The organism is Ideonella lacteola, from assembly GCF_038066555.1.
GTDB lineage: Bacteria > Pseudomonadota > Gammaproteobacteria > Burkholderiales > Burkholderiaceae_C > Ideonella > Ideonella lacteola.
In genome coordinates, this window is sequence record NZ_JBBUTG010000005.1 from 308,077 (window position 1) to 326,680 (window position 18,604).

Consider the following 18,604-nt stretch of genomic DNA (forward strand, 5'->3'; position numbering starts at 1 on the left):
TCACCCCGCATGCGCCAACCCGTTGATCTGCCCAAGGCCTACCGATTGCTCAACCACGGCCCCACCGTGCTGGTGAGCGCCCAGCACGATGGCCGCCAGAACGTGATGGCCGCAGCCTGGGCCATGCCGCTGGATTTCGAACCGCCCAAGGTGGCGGTGGTGCTGGACAAAGCCACCTACACCCGCGAGCTGGTCGAAGCCTCGAATCATTTCGCGCTCAGCGTGCCGTGCCAGGCCCAGGCCCGCATCGTGAATGCGGTGGGCACGCACAGCGGCCGCGATCAGGACAAGTTCGCCGCCTACGGCTTGCACACGCTGGACGAGCCCGCCGCCCATTCACCCCTGGTCAGCGGCTGCGTGGCGTGGCTCGATTGCGAGCGACTGCCCCAACCCGAACAAGAAGGCCGCTTCGATCTCTTTCTCGGCCAGGTGACGGGCGCCTGGGCGCTGAGCCGGGTGTTCTCATCCGGCCGCTGGCATTTCGAGGGCCACGACCACCTGCGCACACTCCACCACATTGCTGGCGGCCAGTTCTTCGCCATCGGCCAGCCGGTCGATGGCAGCAAGTGAGCCCCCGGCCCGCTACTCCTCTTTGATCTCTGATCCCTTTCACTGCGCACACCATGCTCCACCACCTCACCGTGATCACCGGCGCCTCGCGCGGGCTGGGTGCTGCGATGGCAGCCCAACGCCTGCGCGAAGGCCACCACGTCATCGGCATCTCGCGCCAGGCTTCCCCCGAGCTGGCCGCGCTCGCCGCCCGCGAGGGCAGCAGCGGCGGCAAGCTCACCCAATGGCGATTCGACCTCGCCGAGCCCGAGGCCGCCGCCAAGCAGCTGGCCACCTGGCTCGGCTCGCACGATGGGCAGGCCTACGCCAGCGTTAGCCTCATCAACAACGCCGGCGTGGTGACCACGCCCGGCCCGCTTGAAAAGACACCGTGGGCCGAAGCCGCGCGCGGCCTGCGCGTCGGGCTGGAAGCGGCCGTGCTGCTGAGCGGTGCCTTCTTGCAAGGCACCACGGGTTGGCCGGGCCAGCGCAAGGTGCTGCTCATCTCGTCGGGCCTGGGCCGGCGCGCCATGGCCGGCAGCGCCGTGTACTGCGCCGCCAAGGCCGGCATGGATCACTTCGCCCGCGCACTGGCCCTCGAACAGGGCGCGGTGCCCCACGGGGCACGCGTCGTCTCGCTCGCGCCCGGCATCATCGACACCGACATGCAGGTGCAACTGCGCAGCGCCGACCCCAGCGCCTTTCCCGAGCAAGAGCGCTTCGCCCAGTTCAAGAGCCAGAACCAGTTGGACACCCCCGACACCGCCGCCGCCAAAGTGCTGGCCTACCTGGACCGGGCCGACTTCGGCCAGGCGCCCGTCGGCGACGTGCGCGACGCTTGAGCGGCCGCGTGGACCACTGCGTCGGGCAGGCGAGCGGCCCGGCGCCACCCGGGCGTCGCCTCACAGCGCCGGCACGATCCGGCGCAACTGCTCGGCGAACTCCAAGACCAGCGCCGGAGGGCGCGGCAGATCGAAGCGGATGGTCAGCCCCACCGTGGGCAGCCGAGGCAACTGGCGGCTGGTGGGCAGCACCTGCAGGTCGTCCGGCACGGCGGCCTGCGTGAGCACGGCGATGGCCTGCCCCGAGCGCACCACCGCCAGCAGGCCCGACATCGCGCCACTCGCATACGCCACGCGATAGGGGCGCCCGGCGGCTTCCAGCCTCTCGCAGGCCCAGCGGTGATCGAGCGTGTCAGGGTCAGACAACGCGAGCTGCAATGGTTCGCGCGAGGCCGCGTCGTCGTGCCGGTTGCCCACCCACACGAGCGGCTCGCGGCGCAAGATGGCAGCGGCCGCACCGGTGTCGGCGGTGGAGATCAGCGCCAGGTCGAGCGCGTGCTTGGCCAATTGCTCTTGCAGCCGGGGCGTGGGCGCGCAATACACCTCGACGAACACCTGAGGATGCAGGCCGGCGAAGCTGCGCAGGATGTGCGGCAGGAACGCGGCCGCGTAGTCATCGGGGCAACCGAAGCGCAGCGTGCCGCTGAGGCCGGCGCCCGAGACATCGGCCACCGCCGCATCGTGGTGGCGCAAGATCGTGCGCGCATGGCCCAGCAGCCGTTCACCGTGCAGCGTGAGCGTGACGCCCCGGCCCGTGCGGTTGAGCAGTGGCTGGTTCAGCATCTCTTCCAGCTTCTTCACCTGCATGCTGACAGCCGCCTGCGTGCGGCCCACCTGGTCGGCCGCACGGCCCAGTGTGCGCGTCTCGGCGATGGCCACAAACGTGCGCAGCAAGTCGATGTCCAGGTGTCGGCTCATGCGGTCGAAGCCGTCATCGCGGCTGATAGCTGGGTTCAGAAATATTAGCTTTTCTGGCGTGTACGCCAACCTTACGCTGGCGGCGTTTTCCACCACCGAGAGCGCACGATGTCCCGCAACGCCGAGCCCGCCTTCTGGAACAACGCCCGCCACCTCATCCGCTACGGCGGCACCTTCGAGCCCCTGATCATCGAGCGGGCGCAGGGCAGCTTCGTTTACGACGCCGATGGCCGCGCCATCCTCGATTTCACCTCCGGGCAGATGAGCTCGCTGCTCGGCCACGGGCACCCCGAGGTCGCCGCCGTGGTGGCCGAGCACGCCCATCGGCTGGACCATCTCTTCAGCGGCATGCTCAGCCGCCCGGTGGTCGACCTGGCCACCCGCCTCGTCGAGGCCACGCCAGCTGGGCTGGACCGTGTGATGCTGCTGAGCACCGGCGCCGAATCCAACGAAGCGGCCATCAAGATGGCCAAGCTCTACACCGGCAAGTTCGAGGTGGTGAGCTTCGCCCAATCGTGGCACGGCATGACGGGCGGCGCCGCATCGGCCACCTACAGCGCCGGGCGCAAAGGCTATGGCCCGTCCGCCGTGGGCTCGTTCGCCATTCCGGCCCCCTACCCCTATCGGCCTCGCTTCGAACGCAATGGTCAGTTCGATTGGCAGGCCGAACTCGACTACGCCTTCGACCTGATCGATCGCCAATCCAGCGGCAACCTGGCCGCCTTCATCGCCGAACCCATCCTCAGCTCAGGCGGCCTCATCGATTTGCCACTGGGCTACTTGGCGGCCCTGAAAGCCAAATGCGTCGAGCGAAGCATGCTGCTGATCCTCGACGAAGCGCAAACCGGCGTGGGCCGCACCGGCATGATGCTGGCCTGCGAACGCGACGGTGTGGTGCCCGACATCCTCACGCTGTCGAAAACACTGGGGGCGGGCCTGCCCCTGGCCGCTGTGCTCACCTCGGCCGCCATCGAAGAAGCGTGTCACGACCGTGGCTTTCTCTTCTACACCACGCACGTCTCCGACCCCCTGCCCGCCGCTGTGGGCCTCAAGGTGCTGGAGGTGGTGCAACGCGACCGCCTGATCGAACGCGCCCGCATCGCCGGCCAGCGGCTTGAGCTCGGCCTGAGAGCGCTGCAGGAGACCAGCGACTGCATCGGCGACGTCCGCGGCCGCGGGCTGCTGCTGGGCATTGAGATCGTGAAGAGCCGCGCCAGCAAACAAGCCGCACCCGACCTCGGCACCGCCATCACGCGCGAGTGCATGCGGCTGGGGCTAAGCATGAACATCGTGCAACTGCCCGGCATGGGCGGCGTCTTCCGCATTGCACCACCCCTGACCGTCAGCGACGAAGAGATCGATCTCGGCCTGGCTCTGTTGCGGCTGGCGATTGAGAAGGTGGTGTGAGGGGCGTGTGGGGCGATAGGGTCGAGCAATCTGATTGAGCTGAGCTGAACTGGCCGCGCACGGCATCTCACCGCTTGCAGAAGGGGCCGGAGGGCATATTCCGCGCTTACGGCGTCGGCATGCGTTCGAATGCCGGCAACGACGGATCCATGCGATCCCACGGCAACCCGCGCGCGCTGTAAGTCAATACCTGGGGCTCGAAACGCGACGGCTCATCGAGGCTGGTCGCCGGAACCGCGACGAAGTCCGGCATGGCGGCAAAGGTCAGATAGACCGGTGTGCCGCAGACCGGGCAGAAGGCATGGGATTTGAGGTTGCCGCTATCGCCCGCCACCTCCCAGTGCGAAGCGGCCCCGGTGATCTTCATGTCCTGGCGCGCCGGGAACGTCAGGTACGAGCCGTGTCCCGTACCGCTTCGACGTTGGCAGTCGCCGCATTGGCAGTGGTTCTGAAAGACAGGCGCGTGAGGCGTCTCGAAGCGAATTGCGCCGCAGGCACAGCCGCCGGCGAATGGTCGAGTCATGGAGAGCTCCGGGGTGCGTTGGAGGGTGCGCCGATCAGAAGGGGCGGTTTGAATGCGTTCGGATATGGCGCCATTCAAACGCCCTTGGGTTTGGCAAAGACGTCGATGCCTTGCCCGGTCTCGAGCAACGACTTGAGGCTGGACAGCACGATGGGCCAGCCGTGCTGGATGCCCTTGGCCATGCCGCTGCCGGCCTCGAGTTCATCGTGGCTGACAGTCAGACGCACCATGCCGTCGTAGGGTGCGATGTCAAAGGTGACACGGCTGTACGCAGCAGGGTCGTCAGCGCGCGACGGACTGGCCCAGGTGATGACGAGCCGCGTCGGCGGCACGACTTCGACCACCTTGCCGATCACGTTGACGGTGCGCTGCTCGTTGGCCCGCACGTGCTGCCAGTCGGACCCGGGCTTCCAGTCGGAGATGTTCTCGTGCCCCCAATAGCGCCGCGCGACCTCAGGCTGGGCAATGGCCTCGAACACCTCTTCCGGCGTCGATCGAATGTAGGTCACGTAGACGAAGCTCGTCTTCTCGCTTTCCATGGTCACTCTCCTTCGAGTTGTTTCTTCAGGTCGTGCAGCAGGCTCAGCCGCTGTCGCTCGAACTTGCGCACCCACCGCTCGTAGACCTCGTGCAGCGGCATCGGGTTGATGAAGTGCAGCTTCTCCCGGCCGCGCCAGACGGGCGTGACCAGGTTGGCGGCCTCCAGCACCCCGATGTGCTGCGTGGCCGACTGCCGCGACATCTCCAAGTGTTCGCAGAGTTCGCCCAGGGTCTGCCCGTTTCGTTCATGCAGCAGATCCAGCACCTTCACCCGTGTTGGGTCGCCCAGCGCCTTGAAGACCTTGTCGATGTCCATTGCGTCCGTCGTCGTTGTTGTCATTATGCAGGCATTTGCCTGCATGTCAAAAGCCCCACCGCCCTTGAGATGTACCCGGATGGCTTACCAAGAGCCATGCAGACTCCCGCGGGCAGGTCACGCGCCGCGAGCCACGGGCCACGTGCAAGATCCCAAGCCAGAAGGCAATGTTCGGCGTCAAGACATCTGGACGCCCCGGACACGCCCGCACGCCCACGGCGCTGCTCGTTGATCAGCCCGTCGGCCCGTCCGTTGCCCGTGCCCGCTGTGCCATCAAGCGCTTGCGCACCGCGTAGATGTTGTTGCGCAGCGTGTAAAGCTCGTCGGCATAGGAGAGCGGTACCGCAATGCGGTGTGCGACACGGTCCAACTCGTCCAGCTCGTTGAGCAAGGCGTCGCCCTCGGCCGTGCCGGTTTCCAGCTTGGCTTCCACCTCGCGCAGTCGCGCATACCAGCGGAACACGCGCGAGCGCACTCGGAAGGTATAGAGCGGTGGCACGACGCGCGACAGCGGCAGCATCAGCACCAGCAGGCCGCCGACCACCAGCCACATGCGTTCCAGCAGATTGCCCGCCCAAAAAGGCAGGTAGCGCGCCCAGGCCGGCGGTGTGCCGTTGATCGCGCGGTCGCCCTCGGCGCTGACCGGAAGCTCGCTGGTGCGGGTGTTGGGAAAGTCGCGCGTGCCATTGAACCAGCCGGCCTCACCGTGCAGCCCCAAGGCCGCCTGCGCAAACAGCTGGCGCAGCGCGGGGTGCGTCTGCTCGCGGGACAACAGCGCCGTGGTGGTGGCCAGCAAAGGCACATCATGAGGCGGGAAATCGGCCGCCATGTCGACCACACCGCGCGGCAGCGTCACCGTGGAGAGGAAAGGCAGGTGCCGCGAATAGGCCTCGTTCTGCTCGAAGCCCATCAGCGCAATGGCTGGGTCGCGCAGCAACGCGCGGATCAGGCTGGACTGCGGCGCCGAGATCAACACCGCGGCGTCCAATTGCCCCTGGCGCAGCGCCGCGCCGGCGGCATCGGGCGCGAGATTGGACAGGCGCAGATCGGAAGGCTTCAGCTGGTTCAGCGCCAGCAGCTTCTCCACAATCTGCGGTACCCCGCTGCCGTCCTGATCCACATTGACGCGCAGGCCGCGCAACTGGCCCAGGCGCTGCAGCTCGCCGCCCGGCTGGCGACGCGCGATGCCAAGGTCGCGGCGATAGAAGATCCAGATCGGCTCGTAGAACAGGCTGCCCAGCGAAACGATGCCGGCCTCGGTGTCAGCCGCCGGATCGGCCATGCCGCCACGTACAAAGCCCACATCGGCCGTGCCCGCGCGCAGATGCGCCAGATCGTCCTGCGCGCCTTCGCTGGCGATCAGCTGCACCGCAATGTGCTCGCGCGCCAGGGCCTTCGCGTAGCCTTCGCCGAAGCCGGCATAGGCACTTCCCGCCGGGCCGGTGGCCAGCCTCACCTGGCGCGGAGGCTGCGGATCCAGCCACCAGTAGGCCGCCACGAGCAGGCCGCCACCCAGCAGCAGCGATGGGCCCAACGAGACCATCATGTCGCGCAGCGTCTGCAGCAGCAGGCGCAGGCTGCGCGTGGCATGCCATTGCTGAATCGGCGTCATGGCCTGCCCGGTTGCGCAAGGTAGGCCTGGGCTGACGTGAGCCAGACTCGCTCACACGCATGAGCCCCCACAGGGGTGATGGCAACCGGGGTGAACACGATCGGGATGCCGATGCATCGCATGGGTTGGGCCTTTGCCGACGAAGGATGGGCCCATCGTATTCGAGGCGTGCTGGCGCACTGTTGCGCCGCGTTTCGCAGCCGACGCGGGTTCGCCCTGCGCGAGGTCGGCCTCAGACTGATTGCAGTAGGACGCTTGGAACACTTCGAGTGGCAGCCATCGACCCAATGGGAACTTACGAGTCGACAAACTCATTGCCGAAAAGCAGTCGATCAATCTGATCCATCGACACGGCGGGCTTCCAGCCAATTCACCAGTCGCCACTTGAATGCACGTGTAGTCACATTGCGGAGGCTGACGCTCGATACACTGTCAGAATAAATGGGGAACGTGGGCAGGCAGGCGAAGAGAGGATGGGATCGGCTGTGGACGCCTACTTCTCGCGCTGTCTCTGTGTACTCGGCATGCCATAAGTGACCGCGACCTTGGCATTCTCCTTCCCAAGCGCCGCCAGGGCTCTTCCGGCCTCGTCCGATTGATTGAAGCCGTTTGCCACGACACGCAGTTGGTCAAGTTGCCGCCGATTCTCCAGCCAACGCTCGATGATTCGACCAACCACCACGACGGCGGTCGTCGCGAGCGTCAGTGTCGCTGCAACGGTGACCGGCTCGGTGGCAAGTTTCTCAGACTTTAGGTTTCGACGCTCGATCTCAATCTGGTCAAGAATTTCGTTATCAAGCTCGTTTGTCAAAAAGGCGAGGAGGTCCTCTGTGTACCTCCCCGCATCCAACATTAGTGTCGCCATGATCAGTTCTTCAAAGTGTCGACAAGTCTCGCAATGCGAGTTGGGAAGCCGCAGTTCGGGTGTTCCTGCGGAATGATGAGATACGAGTTACAGAAGTTGTCTTCGTAGTGCGGACACTGCTTGTGATGGCAGGTGCGCTGGCCTTCATCAAAGTGCGCTCCGCTGGCACGCCGAACGGCACCATACATGGTCATAAAGTCTGCCAAGAATCCACGCCAGTCAGACGCCCCACTGAGCCCCGAAGAGACAAAGCCGCTGCCATCGGGAATGCCTGAGACAAACGTCCGACTCTCGCCGTCGTCAAAGTGGATGCGATACACCGTCAGGGTGGGGCCAAACCTCTGCCTGGCCCTCCAGAAAGTTTCCGCAGTTGCCCAGGCGGGTTGGTCCATAAGCAATCCCATCTCCGGGGAAGCCCTTTGTTCTTCCGTCCACAAACGAGCCTGGACGCCAAGAAACGGGTGAACCAGACGACCGCCATCCTCCGCGGTGATCGCACCGCCAACCCATTCGTCCAAGCCAATCCGATGGTACGGACTGCCAAGAATGTACCCGTCGGCGTTCGCCTCGGCCTCGTAGGGCAACTGGCCCAGCAAATGTTCAAAGAGGTCTCGCCAGCGGCACGGCTCCGGCTGGGCCAGAAACTTGCGAGCATCGTCTTTTCGCGTCGAGAACATGCCCCATAGCCTTCCCAGTAGTTCGACGAAGGTTCGCACTGGTTCGCTGGTATGGAAAGTCGCATTGATCAGAGGGAGGATGCAGCGCAATGCCAATGCTGGGTCAGCCAAGTACGCTGCAGCGAACTTATAGGGTTCAAGCGTCGCGGGGTTGCGCTTGCACCAACGGGCAAAGACCACCGGGTCAGTTCGACTACCCTCTTGCGTGACCTGAAACTCAGCGAGGGATGTCGCGCATTCCAGTAAATCCAAAGGACTAATCCGAACTTCCTCGACAACTTCCGCCGGGAATCGCGCCTCGTCACCCCCGCATACCAGATGACTGCCGTACCGACCGACGCGCATGTCAAGACTCATCCGTTCGAACTCGGGCAGCACGCAGTCCCACTTCGAATAAGTCCGCTCTTGCCGGGACAGATGCGTAAACGCTCGCGTGGCTTGCCGAAGTGCGAGGGTGGCATATCGATATACGAATGGAAGCCTGAGCCCCTGCCAGTAGTGATAGTCCTCGTGAAACCGCACCTGCTGGGTGCGAATCGGCAGGCGGGCTAGCAATTCATTCGGAGACTCACCTTGCTGGAAGATCCTACTCCGCAACTCCTTTGCCAGCGCACCATCAATCGCTGCACCATCAACGTGCAGGAACACGACGAACGTACACGGATCTACGTGGGAACGCATGGCGAGTACCTCGTCCGAGGCCGGCTAGGGCCAGCGCTAAACACGTCAGCCAGTTTCCGCCCATCCGCAGCGCACTGCAATACATCGCCTTGAGGAACCACCAGCCGAGTTCTTCTCGCAGTTGCATTAGACCCGCTGGCTACACTCTAGCGCGGAGGATTGCATCATGCACCGCATCGTCAAGGCGCACCTGGAAAGCTTCGTCGCTAGCTTCTCGCTTGAAGCGGACGACGAGGCCAAGCAGTTCGAGAAGTTCGCGACCTACTGCGTCATCTCGAACCGATTCAGCGGCACGTTCGACCTCGACGAGGTTGTGACGGGAACCGGTGACGAGGGAATCGACGGGATCGCCATAGCGATCGACGAAGCCGTCACCGCTTCCATCGAGGACGCGCAAGCCGTTTTCGCATCACCCCGCCGCAACCACGACGTAGACATGGTTTTCATTCAGGCGAAGCGAAGTGAGGGCTTCGACCTGGGCGATTTCCTCAAGTTCAAAGAAGGCGTGCTCCGTTTCGCGACGGCCGCCCTTTACCCTGCAACGGACGAAGTGCTGGTCGAGTCGCGGGGCATGTTCGATGTCGTGCTGCGCCAGGTGCCCAAGCTGCGCAATGGCCGCCCCTCGCTGATCGCGCGGTTTGTCGCGACTGGCATCTACCAGAGGCCGGATGCTCTTGAGGTGGCGCTGGCCGACTTCCACCGGCAGGTGGAGGCCCTTGGTATCTTTCATGACATCGACATCAAGTTCGTCGACCGCGATGAGTTAACTCGGCTGTGGGTCGGAACGTACTCGGGCGTCAATGCGAGCCTGCCTGCGTTCAGCACGGCTGCGCTGCCCAATATCGCCGGTATCGACGAGGCCTACCTCGCGGTCGTCCGGGCGAGCGACTTCGTCAACAACGTGCTGATGACCGAGGACGGGAACCTGCGCACACAGGTGTTCGAGGAGAACGTGCGCGCATTTCTCGGCTTGGACAACACAGTCAACCAGTCCATCGCCGCTACGCTGGCCTCGGAGACCTCGAGCCGCTTTCCCGTGTTGAACAACGGCATCACCATCGTCAGCCCCGACGTGCAGCTTCAGGGGAACACGCTGCACCTGACGAACTTCCAGATCGTGAATGGGTGCCAGACCTCGAACGTACTCTTCGAGAACCGAGCGACCTTGGGCGACGTGATGGTGAACATCAAGGTCGTCGAGACGCAGCTTGAGGATGTCTTCTCTGAGCTGGTCCGTGCCACGAACAGCCAGACGAAGGTGGAGGACACGCAGTTCCTGTCGCTGCGCCCCATCGTGCGTAAGGTCGAGCAGTACTTCAATACGTACGAGGGCGCTGAAGGCCGCCTTTACCTCGAACGGCGCGACCGGCAGTACGTCGGTCAGGACATCCCTAACACGCGTATCTTCTCGCTGCACAACGCGGCCAAATGCGTCGCCGCCATGTTGTGCAATCGGCCTGAGCTTGCGGCGCGCTATCCGAAGACGATGTACGACGAACTGACGGGAATCATCTTCGCTGACGACACCAAGGAGATCGTCTTCTACGCCGCCTGCATCACCATGTACCGCTTCACCCTGTTGGTGTCTAACAGCACAATCCCGCAGAACTTGAAGCGATTTAAGTGGCACATGCTGCCCGTCGTCTGGGCGATCGTGAACGGGCGAGACGCGCCGAGGCTGAACTCGCGCCAGGTTGAGCGCCAAGCCCAGGCCGTTATCGACGCGATGGCGCAACACGGTGCCCGGGCAAACGAAATCTTCACTCGCGTGGCCGGCATCTGCAGCGGCCTCGGCGATGTGACGAGCGACCGACTCAAAAGGCAGGCCATTCTCGGCGAGATGCTTGCGTTGGTCTGAGGGTGGTAGGTCAGTCCGCCAGCTCAATGGAGCTTGCGAAGGCGGCCGAGCACACGTATCAGTGCGGCCGCTAGCAGCTTAGGTCTGTATGGCAGCACCCGCTGCGCCCCCCCCCGCACGCCCTTAGCGTTAGCAAAGAACCGACCGGACAACGCGAACAGCGCAGGCCCACACCGCACCAGCCTTGACCTCGGCAGCGAACCGTGTCATCTTGCGGGCGTCGCAGCACTACGAAAGGAGGTGATATGTCTTCAATCTCCCGGTCTGGGTGGGATCCCCAGCTCCTGTAGCCGGTTCTGACACTCAGACCCGCGGGCGCTCTTCACCTTTGGTGAGAGCGCCCGCGTCATTTCAGGCGACGTTGTCCGGTTGACCTGGCGTCGGGCTGGCGCTGGCCCGCGCTATGCCGCGTCGTTTGGCTTGGCTGAATCCGGTTGCTCGTGCACGCGCATGATGCGCGCCAGCTTCTGCGCCGCGCGAATGCCCTGGTCTTCGAAGTTCACGTTGACCAGCACCTGCAGTTCGAACACGTCTTCGGCCAAGGTGTCGATCTGGGCGGCCAGCTCTTGCAGTTCGTGGTCGGGGTATTCGTAGTTGAAGCGTTCGGACGAGGCCTTCAGGTCTTTGGCCATCCATGTGTCGGCGTTGCGGCCGTGCAGCCTCACCACCGAGAGCGCCGGGTGGGTCGATTTCCAGACACCCTGCGCATAGTTGCCCACGCCCTGCGGCTCGTCGACCACCACATGGGCCACGCCCATCTCGCGCTCCCATGCCAGCGTGCGCTCGGCCTGCGATTCGGCCAGCCAGCTCTGGTTGCGAAACTCGACCGCCACCAGTTGCCCGGCCATGCGCTCGACGCAGTGCTCGACATGCGTGCGCCACTCGGGTGTGCGGTTCACCCAGGGGGCGAACTGGAAGTGCACCGCGCGCAGCTTCTGTGCGGCCTGCAAAGGTTTCAGGGCATGCAGGAAACGGAACCAGATCTCGTCTCGCAACTCGCTCGGCAAATCGGCGTAGTAGTAGTTCTTCTTGCGGCCAGACAGGGGCGGCAGGTGGGGCTTGATGTCGGGTGGAAACACCTCGGGCGGTGTCTGGTGGCCGGTGAGCAGGCGAAAGGCTTTGACGTTGAACTCGAAGTCGCTGGGCGTGCGCTGGGCCCACAGCTGGGCATGCACAGGGTCTGGCAAGGCGAAGAAGCTGCTGTCGACCTCGACTATCGGGAACTGGCTGGCGTAGTAGGCCAGCCGTTGTTCGGCACTGCTGCAGCCGCGCGGGTAGAAGGTCTTGGCCTTGATCAGCGATGGGTCGGTCCAGCTGCAGGTGCCGATGCGCACATTGCGGCGGCGGCCCACCGGGCCAGGGGGCTCGGCGGGAAAGAGATCGTCTTGGGTGAGTTCGTGGGCCACGGTGCGCCTCGGGTGAGCGTTCAGTATCCGAGACACGTGAGGCCGGCGCGAGTCGGGCCCAACCCGGCCCGGCTGCCGCGTCAGCCGAAGCGCCCGTGCAGGAACCAGCCCGGCTCGCCCTGTGGCGGCGCTGGGCGCACCCGATAGATCCAGAGCAGGGGCCCGTCGGCGGGTTGGGCGATGAAGTAATCCCGGCAGACCAGATCGCCGTCCCACCAGCCGGTCTCGATGCGCTCGGGCCCCGCCAGCAGGTGCAAGGGCTGCCCCGCCAGGCAAGGGCGGGCCTGGCGCTCCATCAAGGGCTGGGGCTGGGCCAGCAGCCAGGCCGGGCGGGTCAGCCGGGCGGGTAAGGCGCTGAGAGTGGCGTTGGGGGTGGCGCCGGGGGTAGCGAAGGTGAACGATGCCGTTTTGTCGGGCGCGGTGAAGCTCTGGCGGGCATTGGCGCGCTCGGGCCGGTGATCGGCCTGCACCGCCAGCCGCTGCACCGCCTCAGGCCCCAGGCGGGCTTGCAAACGCTCGACCAGCCGCAGCAGGCCCTCACGCTGGCCGGCCTGGCTGGGAAACAGCTCGCCATTCGGCGGGGGGCCCAGCACGGGCGCATCGCAAGCCAGGCTCAGCGACAGCACCGGGGCCGCCAGTGGCTCACGCGCCAGGCGCTCGCGCAGCACGGCGTGCAGGTGCTGCGCATCGCCCGTGGGCTCAGCCAGCATGATCTCGAGACGGCTGACGTGGGCGCCGGCTTCTCCCTGCGAATTGGCCCTCAACCGGCTTTCATGGTGAAGCAGCAGCACGAAGCTCTGCACCCGTGCATGGCGCGCCTGCGCCCAGGCGAGCAGGCGCGCCAGCAGCACCTGCGCACCCGCGAGCAAGGCCTCGGTGTGGTCGGCCCGCGCCCACAAATCGGCATGGCTGAGAAAGCGCAAGGGCGGCGCTATCGGCTCGAGCGGATCGGGCACCAGGCCCCAGGCCCGGTCGAGCATCGTCAACAGCTCCGGGCCGAATCGGCGAGCCAGCCCGGCGCGTGGCTGGCGCCGCAGATCGCCCAGCGTGCGCAGGCCCATCGCTTCGAATTGCGCCAGCGCCGAGGCATCGGTGGCCAAGGCAGCGGCCGGCAGGCGCCACAGCCGCTGGTGCAGGTCGTCCCAGGCGGGCTCGGCCAAGCACAGCGGCGAGCGGGTCAAGGCGGCCGGTGGGTCGGCCTGGTGAGCCTCACGGGCCAGCAGCAGGGCCCCCAGTGCCGTGGGGGCCGAGGCACGCTGCCACCGGTGCCCCAGGGGTGCCAAAGCCTCGGCCAGGCGCTGCCACAGGCGTGCCAGGCCGCCAAAGCAGCGCAGGCTGGCCTGCACTTCGATCAGCAGGCCATGCGGCGGCGCAGGCACCACCGTGGGCGAGAAGGCCAGCAAGGCGTGGGCTGCTGCCTGCAAGGCCTCGGCATCGCGCAGCGGGTCGGCCGTGCCCAGGATCAGCTCGGGCACCAGCGCCAGGGCGGTGGCGCGCTTCATGCCGGCCTTCACCCCCCCTTCAGCCGCCGCGGCATTGACCGCCGCGATGCGATGCTGGGCCTGCAGGGCGATCGGCTCACCCGCCCGCTCGTGCCCCAGCAGCGCACTGAAGGCCTCCAGCGACAACGAGGGGAAATGAAAGCCAACCCAGAGCATGCTCGCCCACCAGAAGACCGCGCACCTGCGGCACCCAGCTCGCCCGCTCAGCGGCCGCGGGGGAAGCCCGTCAGACCCGGGAGGCCCGGGAAGCACGCGAGGCTGGGGTTGTCGCCGACCGCAGATGCACCGAAACGCCGCCAGCCGCAGCGCCGGGCGATGGCATGACCCGACGCCAGGGCGTGCCGATGGAGGCACCAAGCGCAGCCACAGCCCGCGCCGTGGCGGGCATGGGCAGCGACGAGCTTGCGTCTTGGGGCGGTGCGAGCGGGCATCAACGACAGACCCTCACGCTCAGGCTACCGGCGAATTGGCCGGCGGCCACACGGGGCTGGCTGCCGCCGCAGGGCCGCCAGGCCGCGGCGGCACCACCGCGCGAACCACCGGCACAGCGGGGCCGGCCGATGGCGGCCGCCGGTGCCCCACCGGCCGGCCGGGGCGGGCCGCCTGCTGGGGCAGACCATTCGTCGGCCGCCCGGGGGGCCCAGCGGGCCCGCCGGGCGCTACCCCGGCCATCTCCGGCGTGGCCGGAGGAAGCGGCCAGGCACTGGCCCGCGCCTGAGCCCGCGGCGAAAGCACCGGCGCGAGCATCAGGCGCAAGGGCTGCGCCATCGCCGGGCCTTTGCGCTTGACGACCTGAATCTCCAGCGCATCGGCACCCGCCACTTGCAAGGTCACCCGCAAGGGGGCCGGGCTGGGCTCGGCCTGCGCAGCCCACTCACGCAACAAAAAGGCGGGCCCCTCATGCGACTGGGCAGCCAGTTGCAAGCGGCGCAAGGCCTCGGGCCGCGCGGCCCGCCCCGGCCAGGCCAGCACCGCGCCCACCTGGCCACTGCGCAAGGCCTGCTCGATCGACCAGCACAGCTCAGCCCCCGGCAAGGTGCGCCGCAGCGCCCCTTTGCGCGAACTGGCCGAATGCCGCGGTGAGGCGGTGACCGGGCAACGCACCACGATGCAGGCGCCCAAGGGCACGCCCAACTCGGCCAGCGCCACCGCGTTGATCTCGGCCGGTGGGTCGAACAGCATCAGGCTGCGGCCCGCCTGAGCCAAGGCCGACAGCATTGGCGCCAGCAAGCGGATTTCACCCACCCCCGTCTCAGCGAGCAGCAACTCGGTCAGCACACGCACGGGCCAACCCGCGCCGGGCAACTCGGCATCCAGGCTCGTGAAGCCGCTGGACAACGCGGCACCGAGGCTGGCCCCACCGCCCACCACACCCCCGGCAGACTGCGCTCGCCACAAGCCGGGGTGGACGCGGGTGGGCTGGGCCAGCAGCTCGGCCCGCCCGCTCACGGCGGGGGGCGCCGGCAGCGAACCTGCCGCAACCGGCACGCCGTTTGCCATACCGATGGCCGCACAGAGGGCCGGCTTGGAGGGGGTGAAAGGCAGCGCCATGATACTGTTTATTTGTACAGCATCTTATCCGCAGCCGCCAGCGAAATCGCCCCTCCCCCAAAAGGCAGGTTGCCTAAACACTGTATTTGTGTACAGTGCCTCTACCCAACGCACAGATCACTGGCCCGACAGGTCAGGTCACGCCGCCGCATGGCGAGGTGACAGGAGAACAACACGATGAACGCGACAGACATCCGCCCCACCCCATCCACCCCAGAAGACCAAGAAACATGGATCCAGCTTTTCGCCAGCCGCATCACCGCCTGCTGGCCCCGGCTCGATGCGACCGACGCCGAACACGTCGGCGACGGCCTCTCGCGAGAGGAACGTTGGCGCAGCATCGAGCCCACCCTGGCCGCCGAACGCTGGATGGCCCAGGTGATGGGCCCCACCGCGGCGAGCGGCGCCACACCCGCCAAGACGCCCCGCCCCACGGAGCCCACCCCATGAGCCCCAGCCGATTGCACTGGCCGGCACGCCGGCATCTCTTCCGCCACACCGGCCCCACCCACCGGGCCTCGCTGTGGTGGACCACCTTCGCCCTTCTGGTGGCCGTGGTGGGGGCTGGGGTCAGCGTCGCCTGGGGGCCGGTGACATGACCCGCCCGCGCCGGGCGGGTCGAACGCGCTGAGCACACCGACCTCGCTCACCCCTAATCCGGCCGATGCCGATGCCGATGCCGACAGACGCAGAGGCAAACGCAAACGCAAACGCCAGCGCAGCGGCCCCCGCAGGCGACCGAATCGTTCGAGCCGAGCGAGCTCAGAGGTAGGTCGATGCCAGCCCGCCGTCGACCGGGAGGTTGATGCCGCTCACCCAGCGCGACTCGTCGGCGCACAGGAAGGCCACCACCGGAGCCACCTCGTCGGCGAGCGCTGGCCGCTTCATGCGGTGAGCGTCTTTCTGCACGCGCTCTTGCCCCAGCATCTGCACGAAGTCGCCCAGGATGGGCGTGAACACGGGCCCAGGCGCCACGCAGTTCATGCGCACGCCATGGGCCAGGAACCACTTCTGCGACTGCGCGATCGTCCAGACGATCAGCGCCTCTTTGAAGTACTGGTAGCAGGTCTCTTGCGGTACCGGGTGGCGTGCCAGGAAGGCGAGGCCGGCTTCGAAGCTGGGCGTTTCGGCCAGGGCCTTGTGCAGGTCGAGCCGCGCCGGCCACTCGGCCCCGAGGATCGACGAGATGTTGACGATGGCACCGCCCTGGTCGCCATGGGGCAGGCGCTCCAGCGCGCGTTGGCACAGATGGCGCAGCCCCAGGTAATTGACGCGCGCCACCAAGTCCACCGGCGCCGTGCCGGGCACACCGGCGATGTTGCACAGCGCATCGAACTGCTCAGGCAGTTGGGCGAAGGCCGCGTCAATCGCTGCTTGCTCGGAGAGGTCGGCCTTGACGAAGCCATCGAGCGAGATCGAAGCGTCCTGCCGGTCTACGCCGATCACGCTGGCGCCGTGGTGCCGCAGAAAGCGCGCGGTTTCGGCACCGATGCCTGAGCTGACGCCGGTGACGACGATGGTCTTGCCTTGGAAGTTCATGGTGAGGTCTCCGTGGGTGATCGTTCGGGAAGATGGCTGGCGCCGCACGCGTGAGGTGAGACGCAAGCCGCGCGAGAGCGGCGGGGGTTGCGCCTCAGAAGGGGAACGGCGTGGCGGCGTCTTTGACCGTGAGCCACTGCCAGGTGGTGAACTGCTCCCAGTCGCCAGGGCCGCCGTGCGAGTTGCCATTGCCGGCTGCGCCCGGGCCCCCGAAAGGGTTCACCGCGTCGTCGTTCACCGTCTGGTCGTTGATGTGCACCATGCCGGCCTTGAGCCGGTTGCCGATGGCGAGCGCGCGGCCCACCGAGGCCGAGATCACGCCTGCGGCCAGGCCGCCATGGCTGTCGTTGGCCAACGCCACCGCGTCGTCATCGCTGGAGAAGGTGGCCAGGTTCACCACCGGGCCGAAGGTCTCGTCGTCGAAAGTGGGCATGCCGCGCCGGACGCCCGACAGCACCGTGGGCCGGTAGAAGAGGCCTTCGTAGCTGCCGCCCGCCAGCAGCTGCGCACCCGCTTTCACGCTCGCATGCACCGCCGCGTGCACAAGATCGCGCTGGCGCTCGTCGATCAGAGGGCCGAGGGCCACTTGCCCGGTGGCCCCATTGCCCACCGGCAGGTGGGTGGCCTTGGCCACCAGGCGCTCGATGATGGCCGGTGCAATGGCCTCGTGCACCAGCACGCGGTTGCTGGCCATGCAGATCTGGCCCTGGTGCAGCCAGGCGCCCCAGGCGATGTTGCTGGCTGCCACATCGGGGTCGGCATCGTCGAGCACGATCAGCGCATTGCTGCCGCCCAGCTCCAGCGACACCTTCTTCAGATGCTTGCCGGCCAACTCGCCGATGCGCCGCCCCACCCCCACCGAGCCGGTGAAAGAAATCATCGCGACGCGCGGCTCGGTGACCAGTGCCTCGCCCACATCGGCGCCACCCGGCAGCACATGCAACACGCCCGCCGGCAGCCCTGCCTGTTCGAACACCTGCGCGATCAGGAGGCCACCGCTCACGGGCGTGCGTGGATCCGGCTTGATGATCACCGCATTGCCGGCCGCCAGGGCCGGCGCCACGACCCGCAGCGTGAGGATGAGCGGGAAGTTGAACGGCGAGATCACGCCCACCACGCCGTGCGGCACGCGCCGCGCGATCGACAGGCGCCCGGCTCCGCTGGGCAGCACCTGGCCTTGCGCCTGCATCGGCATGGCGGCGGCGATGTGGCAGAAGGTGATCGCCTCGCGCAGCTCGTGCTGGCCCTTGGGCAGGATGGCGCCGGTCTCACGCGTGACGTACAGCGCCAGCTCATCCAGGTGCTGTTGGAAGATCGCCGCCGCCCGCAGGAACACCCCGGCCCGTTCGCGGGGCGATTGCGCCGCCCAGGCCGCCTGTGCGGACGCGGCTTGCTCGGCCGCGTGCGCCACATCGGCAGCCACCGCGCGGCCGGTGCGGGTGAGCACGGTGCCCGTGGCGGGCTCGATCACGTCGGCAGTGGCCGACGCACTGCGCCAGCCGCCGCTGTAGAGGTGCTCGCGCCACAAGGCGTGGTTCAGAAACGAAGAGGTCGTCATGGGAGGCTCCGGTGGGTTGCGGGAGCGGCAGCAGGCCGCCGGCTGATCCGATCTGGTGCAACGCGCATGCCGCAGCCGTGCCATGCCGCCGCGCCCATCACGCAGCGGCCCCATGGACGACGTTGTTTTCAGAGTAGAACTATTCCAAACCCTGGGACTTTCCCTGCCCATGAGTGTTGCGCTGCATCAAAGGGTTTAGCCGGAGATCAACTAGTTATGAAATGAAAACAATTTGAGGGCCGCCGAGGCAGCTCGATTCA

At 66.6% G+C, this 18,604-nt stretch carries 18 protein-coding genes; 6 read left to right on the top strand and 12 right to left on the bottom strand.

Annotated features, from left to right (window positions below; genetic code table 11):
* The first annotated feature begins 9 nt into the window (after nucleotides 1-9).
* Both AACH06_RS11430 and AACH06_RS11435 read left to right on the top strand, forming a co-directional pair.
* The gene (locus AACH06_RS11430; RefSeq protein WP_341425807.1) at nucleotides 10-570 is read left to right on the top strand and encodes a flavin reductase family protein; all 561 of its coding nucleotides are present in this window, start codon (nucleotides 10-12) and stop codon (nucleotides 568-570) included.
* 53 nt (nucleotides 571-623) lie between these two features.
* Complete coding sequence (locus AACH06_RS11435) at nucleotides 624-1,391, top strand: SDR family NAD(P)-dependent oxidoreductase (protein ID WP_341425808.1); 768 nt, start codon at nucleotides 624-626, stop codon at nucleotides 1,389-1,391.
* 60 nt (nucleotides 1,392-1,451) lie between these two features.
* On the opposite strand, the gene AACH06_RS11440 is transcribed toward AACH06_RS11435, so the two are convergent.
* Nucleotides 1,452-2,309, bottom strand: coding sequence for a LysR family transcriptional regulator (locus tag AACH06_RS11440; protein WP_341425809.1), 858 nt, complete (start codon nucleotides 2,307-2,309; stop codon nucleotides 1,452-1,454).
* A gap of 108 nt (nucleotides 2,310-2,417) precedes the next feature.
* Between AACH06_RS11440 and AACH06_RS11445 the strand changes: the two genes are divergently transcribed.
* Nucleotides 2,418-3,716 (top strand): aspartate aminotransferase family protein, encoded by a 1,299-nt coding sequence (locus AACH06_RS11445; RefSeq protein ID WP_341425810.1) that lies wholly within the window; start codon nucleotides 2,418-2,420, stop codon nucleotides 3,714-3,716.
* 106 nt (nucleotides 3,717-3,822) lie between these two features.
* Here the strand turns inward: AACH06_RS11445 and AACH06_RS11450 are convergent, their stop codons facing one another.
* From AACH06_RS11450 to AACH06_RS11475, 6 genes are all read right to left on the bottom strand, one after another.
* Nucleotides 3,823-4,239, bottom strand: coding sequence for a GFA family protein (locus AACH06_RS11450; protein ID WP_341425811.1), 417 nt, complete (start codon nucleotides 4,237-4,239; stop codon nucleotides 3,823-3,825).
* Nucleotides 4,240-4,313: 74 nt separating this feature from the next.
* Nucleotides 4,314-4,778, bottom strand: coding sequence for an SRPBCC family protein (locus tag AACH06_RS11455; protein ID WP_341425812.1), 465 nt, complete (start codon nucleotides 4,776-4,778; stop codon nucleotides 4,314-4,316).
* A 2-nt stretch (nucleotides 4,779-4,780) separates the two neighbouring features.
* The gene (locus AACH06_RS11460; RefSeq protein ID WP_341425813.1) at nucleotides 4,781-5,095 is read right to left on the bottom strand and encodes an ArsR/SmtB family transcription factor; all 315 of its coding nucleotides are present in this window, start codon (nucleotides 5,093-5,095) and stop codon (nucleotides 4,781-4,783) included.
* Nucleotides 5,096-5,327: 232 nt separating this feature from the next.
* Complete coding sequence (locus tag AACH06_RS11465; RefSeq protein ID WP_341425814.1) at nucleotides 5,328-6,707, bottom strand: TAXI family TRAP transporter solute-binding subunit; 1,380 nt, start codon at nucleotides 6,705-6,707, stop codon at nucleotides 5,328-5,330.
* 493 nt (nucleotides 6,708-7,200) lie between these two features.
* Nucleotides 7,201-7,572, bottom strand: a complete 372-nt coding sequence (locus AACH06_RS11470; protein ID WP_341425815.1) for a hypothetical protein — start codon at nucleotides 7,570-7,572, stop codon at nucleotides 7,201-7,203.
* A gap of 2 nt (nucleotides 7,573-7,574) precedes the next feature.
* The gene (locus AACH06_RS11475; protein WP_341425816.1) at nucleotides 7,575-8,930 is read right to left on the bottom strand and encodes a hypothetical protein; all 1,356 of its coding nucleotides are present in this window, start codon (nucleotides 8,928-8,930) and stop codon (nucleotides 7,575-7,577) included.
* A 166-nt stretch (nucleotides 8,931-9,096) separates the two neighbouring features.
* Between AACH06_RS11475 and AACH06_RS11480 the strand changes: the two genes are divergently transcribed.
* Entirely contained in the window at nucleotides 9,097-10,788 is a 1,692-nt protein-coding gene (locus AACH06_RS11480) for an AIPR family protein (RefSeq protein WP_341425817.1), read from the top strand.
* A gap of 401 nt (nucleotides 10,789-11,189) precedes the next feature.
* Here the strand turns inward: AACH06_RS11480 and AACH06_RS11485 are convergent, their stop codons facing one another.
* The 3 genes from AACH06_RS11485 to imuA form a co-directional block, all read right to left on the bottom strand.
* A complete protein-coding gene (locus AACH06_RS11485; RefSeq protein ID WP_341425819.1) occupies nucleotides 11,190-12,194 on the bottom strand; it encodes a DUF72 domain-containing protein in 1,005 nt (334 codons plus the stop codon).
* Nucleotides 12,195-12,274: 80 nt separating this feature from the next.
* On the bottom strand, nucleotides 12,275-13,852 hold the full coding sequence (locus tag AACH06_RS11490) for a Y-family DNA polymerase (protein ID WP_341425820.1): 1,578 nt from the start codon (nucleotides 13,850-13,852) through the stop codon (nucleotides 12,275-12,277).
* A gap of 294 nt (nucleotides 13,853-14,146) precedes the next feature.
* Nucleotides 14,147-15,247, bottom strand: a complete 1,101-nt coding sequence (gene imuA, locus AACH06_RS11495; RefSeq protein ID WP_341425821.1) for a translesion DNA synthesis-associated protein ImuA — start codon at nucleotides 15,245-15,247, stop codon at nucleotides 14,147-14,149.
* 177 nt (nucleotides 15,248-15,424) lie between these two features.
* Between imuA and AACH06_RS11500 the strand changes: the two genes are divergently transcribed.
* Nucleotides 15,425-15,697, top strand: coding sequence for a hypothetical protein (locus AACH06_RS11500; protein ID WP_341425822.1), 273 nt, complete (start codon nucleotides 15,425-15,427; stop codon nucleotides 15,695-15,697).
* Nucleotides 15,694-15,846 (top strand): hypothetical protein, encoded by a 153-nt coding sequence (locus AACH06_RS11505; protein WP_341425823.1) that lies wholly within the window; start codon nucleotides 15,694-15,696, stop codon nucleotides 15,844-15,846. The genes AACH06_RS11500 and AACH06_RS11505 overlap by 4 nt, the downstream gene beginning before the upstream one ends.
* A gap of 163 nt (nucleotides 15,847-16,009) precedes the next feature.
* Here AACH06_RS11505 and AACH06_RS11510 read toward each other — a convergent pair whose 3' ends face one another.
* Nucleotides 16,010-16,786, bottom strand: coding sequence for a coniferyl-alcohol dehydrogenase (locus tag AACH06_RS11510; protein ID WP_341425824.1), 777 nt, complete (start codon nucleotides 16,784-16,786; stop codon nucleotides 16,010-16,012).
* A gap of 94 nt (nucleotides 16,787-16,880) precedes the next feature.
* Nucleotides 16,881-18,344, bottom strand: coding sequence for a benzaldehyde dehydrogenase (locus AACH06_RS11515; RefSeq protein ID WP_341425825.1), 1,464 nt, complete (start codon nucleotides 18,342-18,344; stop codon nucleotides 16,881-16,883).
* Nucleotides 18,345-18,604: the final 260 nt, after the last annotated feature.

Bases quoted from the DNA above. Each gene is read 5' to 3' on its own strand.
- AACH06_RS11430 (WP_341425807.1), top strand. From the start codon at position 10: ATGCGCCAACCCGTTGATCTGCCCAAGGCCTACCGATTGCTCAACCAC.
- AACH06_RS11435 (WP_341425808.1), top strand. From the start codon at position 624: ATGCTCCACCACCTCACCGTGATCACCGGCGCCTCGCGCGGGCTGGGT.
- AACH06_RS11440 (WP_341425809.1), bottom strand. From the start codon at position 2,309: ATGAGCCGACACCTGGACATCGACTTGCTGCGCACGTTTGTGGCCATC.
- AACH06_RS11445 (WP_341425810.1), top strand. From the start codon at position 2,418: ATGTCCCGCAACGCCGAGCCCGCCTTCTGGAACAACGCCCGCCACCTC.
- AACH06_RS11450 (WP_341425811.1), bottom strand. From the start codon at position 4,239: ATGACTCGACCATTCGCCGGCGGCTGTGCCTGCGGCGCAATTCGCTTC.
- AACH06_RS11455 (WP_341425812.1), bottom strand. From the start codon at position 4,778: ATGGAAAGCGAGAAGACGAGCTTCGTCTACGTGACCTACATTCGATCG.
- AACH06_RS11460 (WP_341425813.1), bottom strand. From the start codon at position 5,095: ATGGACATCGACAAGGTCTTCAAGGCGCTGGGCGACCCAACACGGGTG.
- AACH06_RS11465 (WP_341425814.1), bottom strand. From the start codon at position 6,707: ATGACGCCGATTCAGCAATGGCATGCCACGCGCAGCCTGCGCCTGCTG.
- AACH06_RS11470 (WP_341425815.1), bottom strand. From the start codon at position 7,572: ATGGCGACACTAATGTTGGATGCGGGGAGGTACACAGAGGACCTCCTC.
- AACH06_RS11475 (WP_341425816.1), bottom strand. From the start codon at position 8,930: ATGCGTTCCCACGTAGATCCGTGTACGTTCGTCGTGTTCCTGCACGTT.
- AACH06_RS11480 (WP_341425817.1), top strand. From the start codon at position 9,097: ATGCACCGCATCGTCAAGGCGCACCTGGAAAGCTTCGTCGCTAGCTTC.
- AACH06_RS11490 (WP_341425820.1), bottom strand. From the start codon at position 13,852: ATGCTCTGGGTTGGCTTTCATTTCCCCTCGTTGTCGCTGGAGGCCTTC.
- imuA (WP_341425821.1), bottom strand. From the start codon at position 15,247: ATGGCGCTGCCTTTCACCCCCTCCAAGCCGGCCCTCTGTGCGGCCATC.
- AACH06_RS11500 (WP_341425822.1), top strand. From the start codon at position 15,425: ATGAACGCGACAGACATCCGCCCCACCCCATCCACCCCAGAAGACCAA.
- AACH06_RS11505 (WP_341425823.1), top strand. From the start codon at position 15,694: ATGAGCCCCAGCCGATTGCACTGGCCGGCACGCCGGCATCTCTTCCGC.
- AACH06_RS11510 (WP_341425824.1), bottom strand. From the start codon at position 16,786: ATGAACTTCCAAGGCAAGACCATCGTCGTCACCGGCGTCAGCTCAGGC.
- AACH06_RS11515 (WP_341425825.1), bottom strand. From the start codon at position 18,344: ATGACGACCTCTTCGTTTCTGAACCACGCCTTGTGGCGCGAGCACCTC.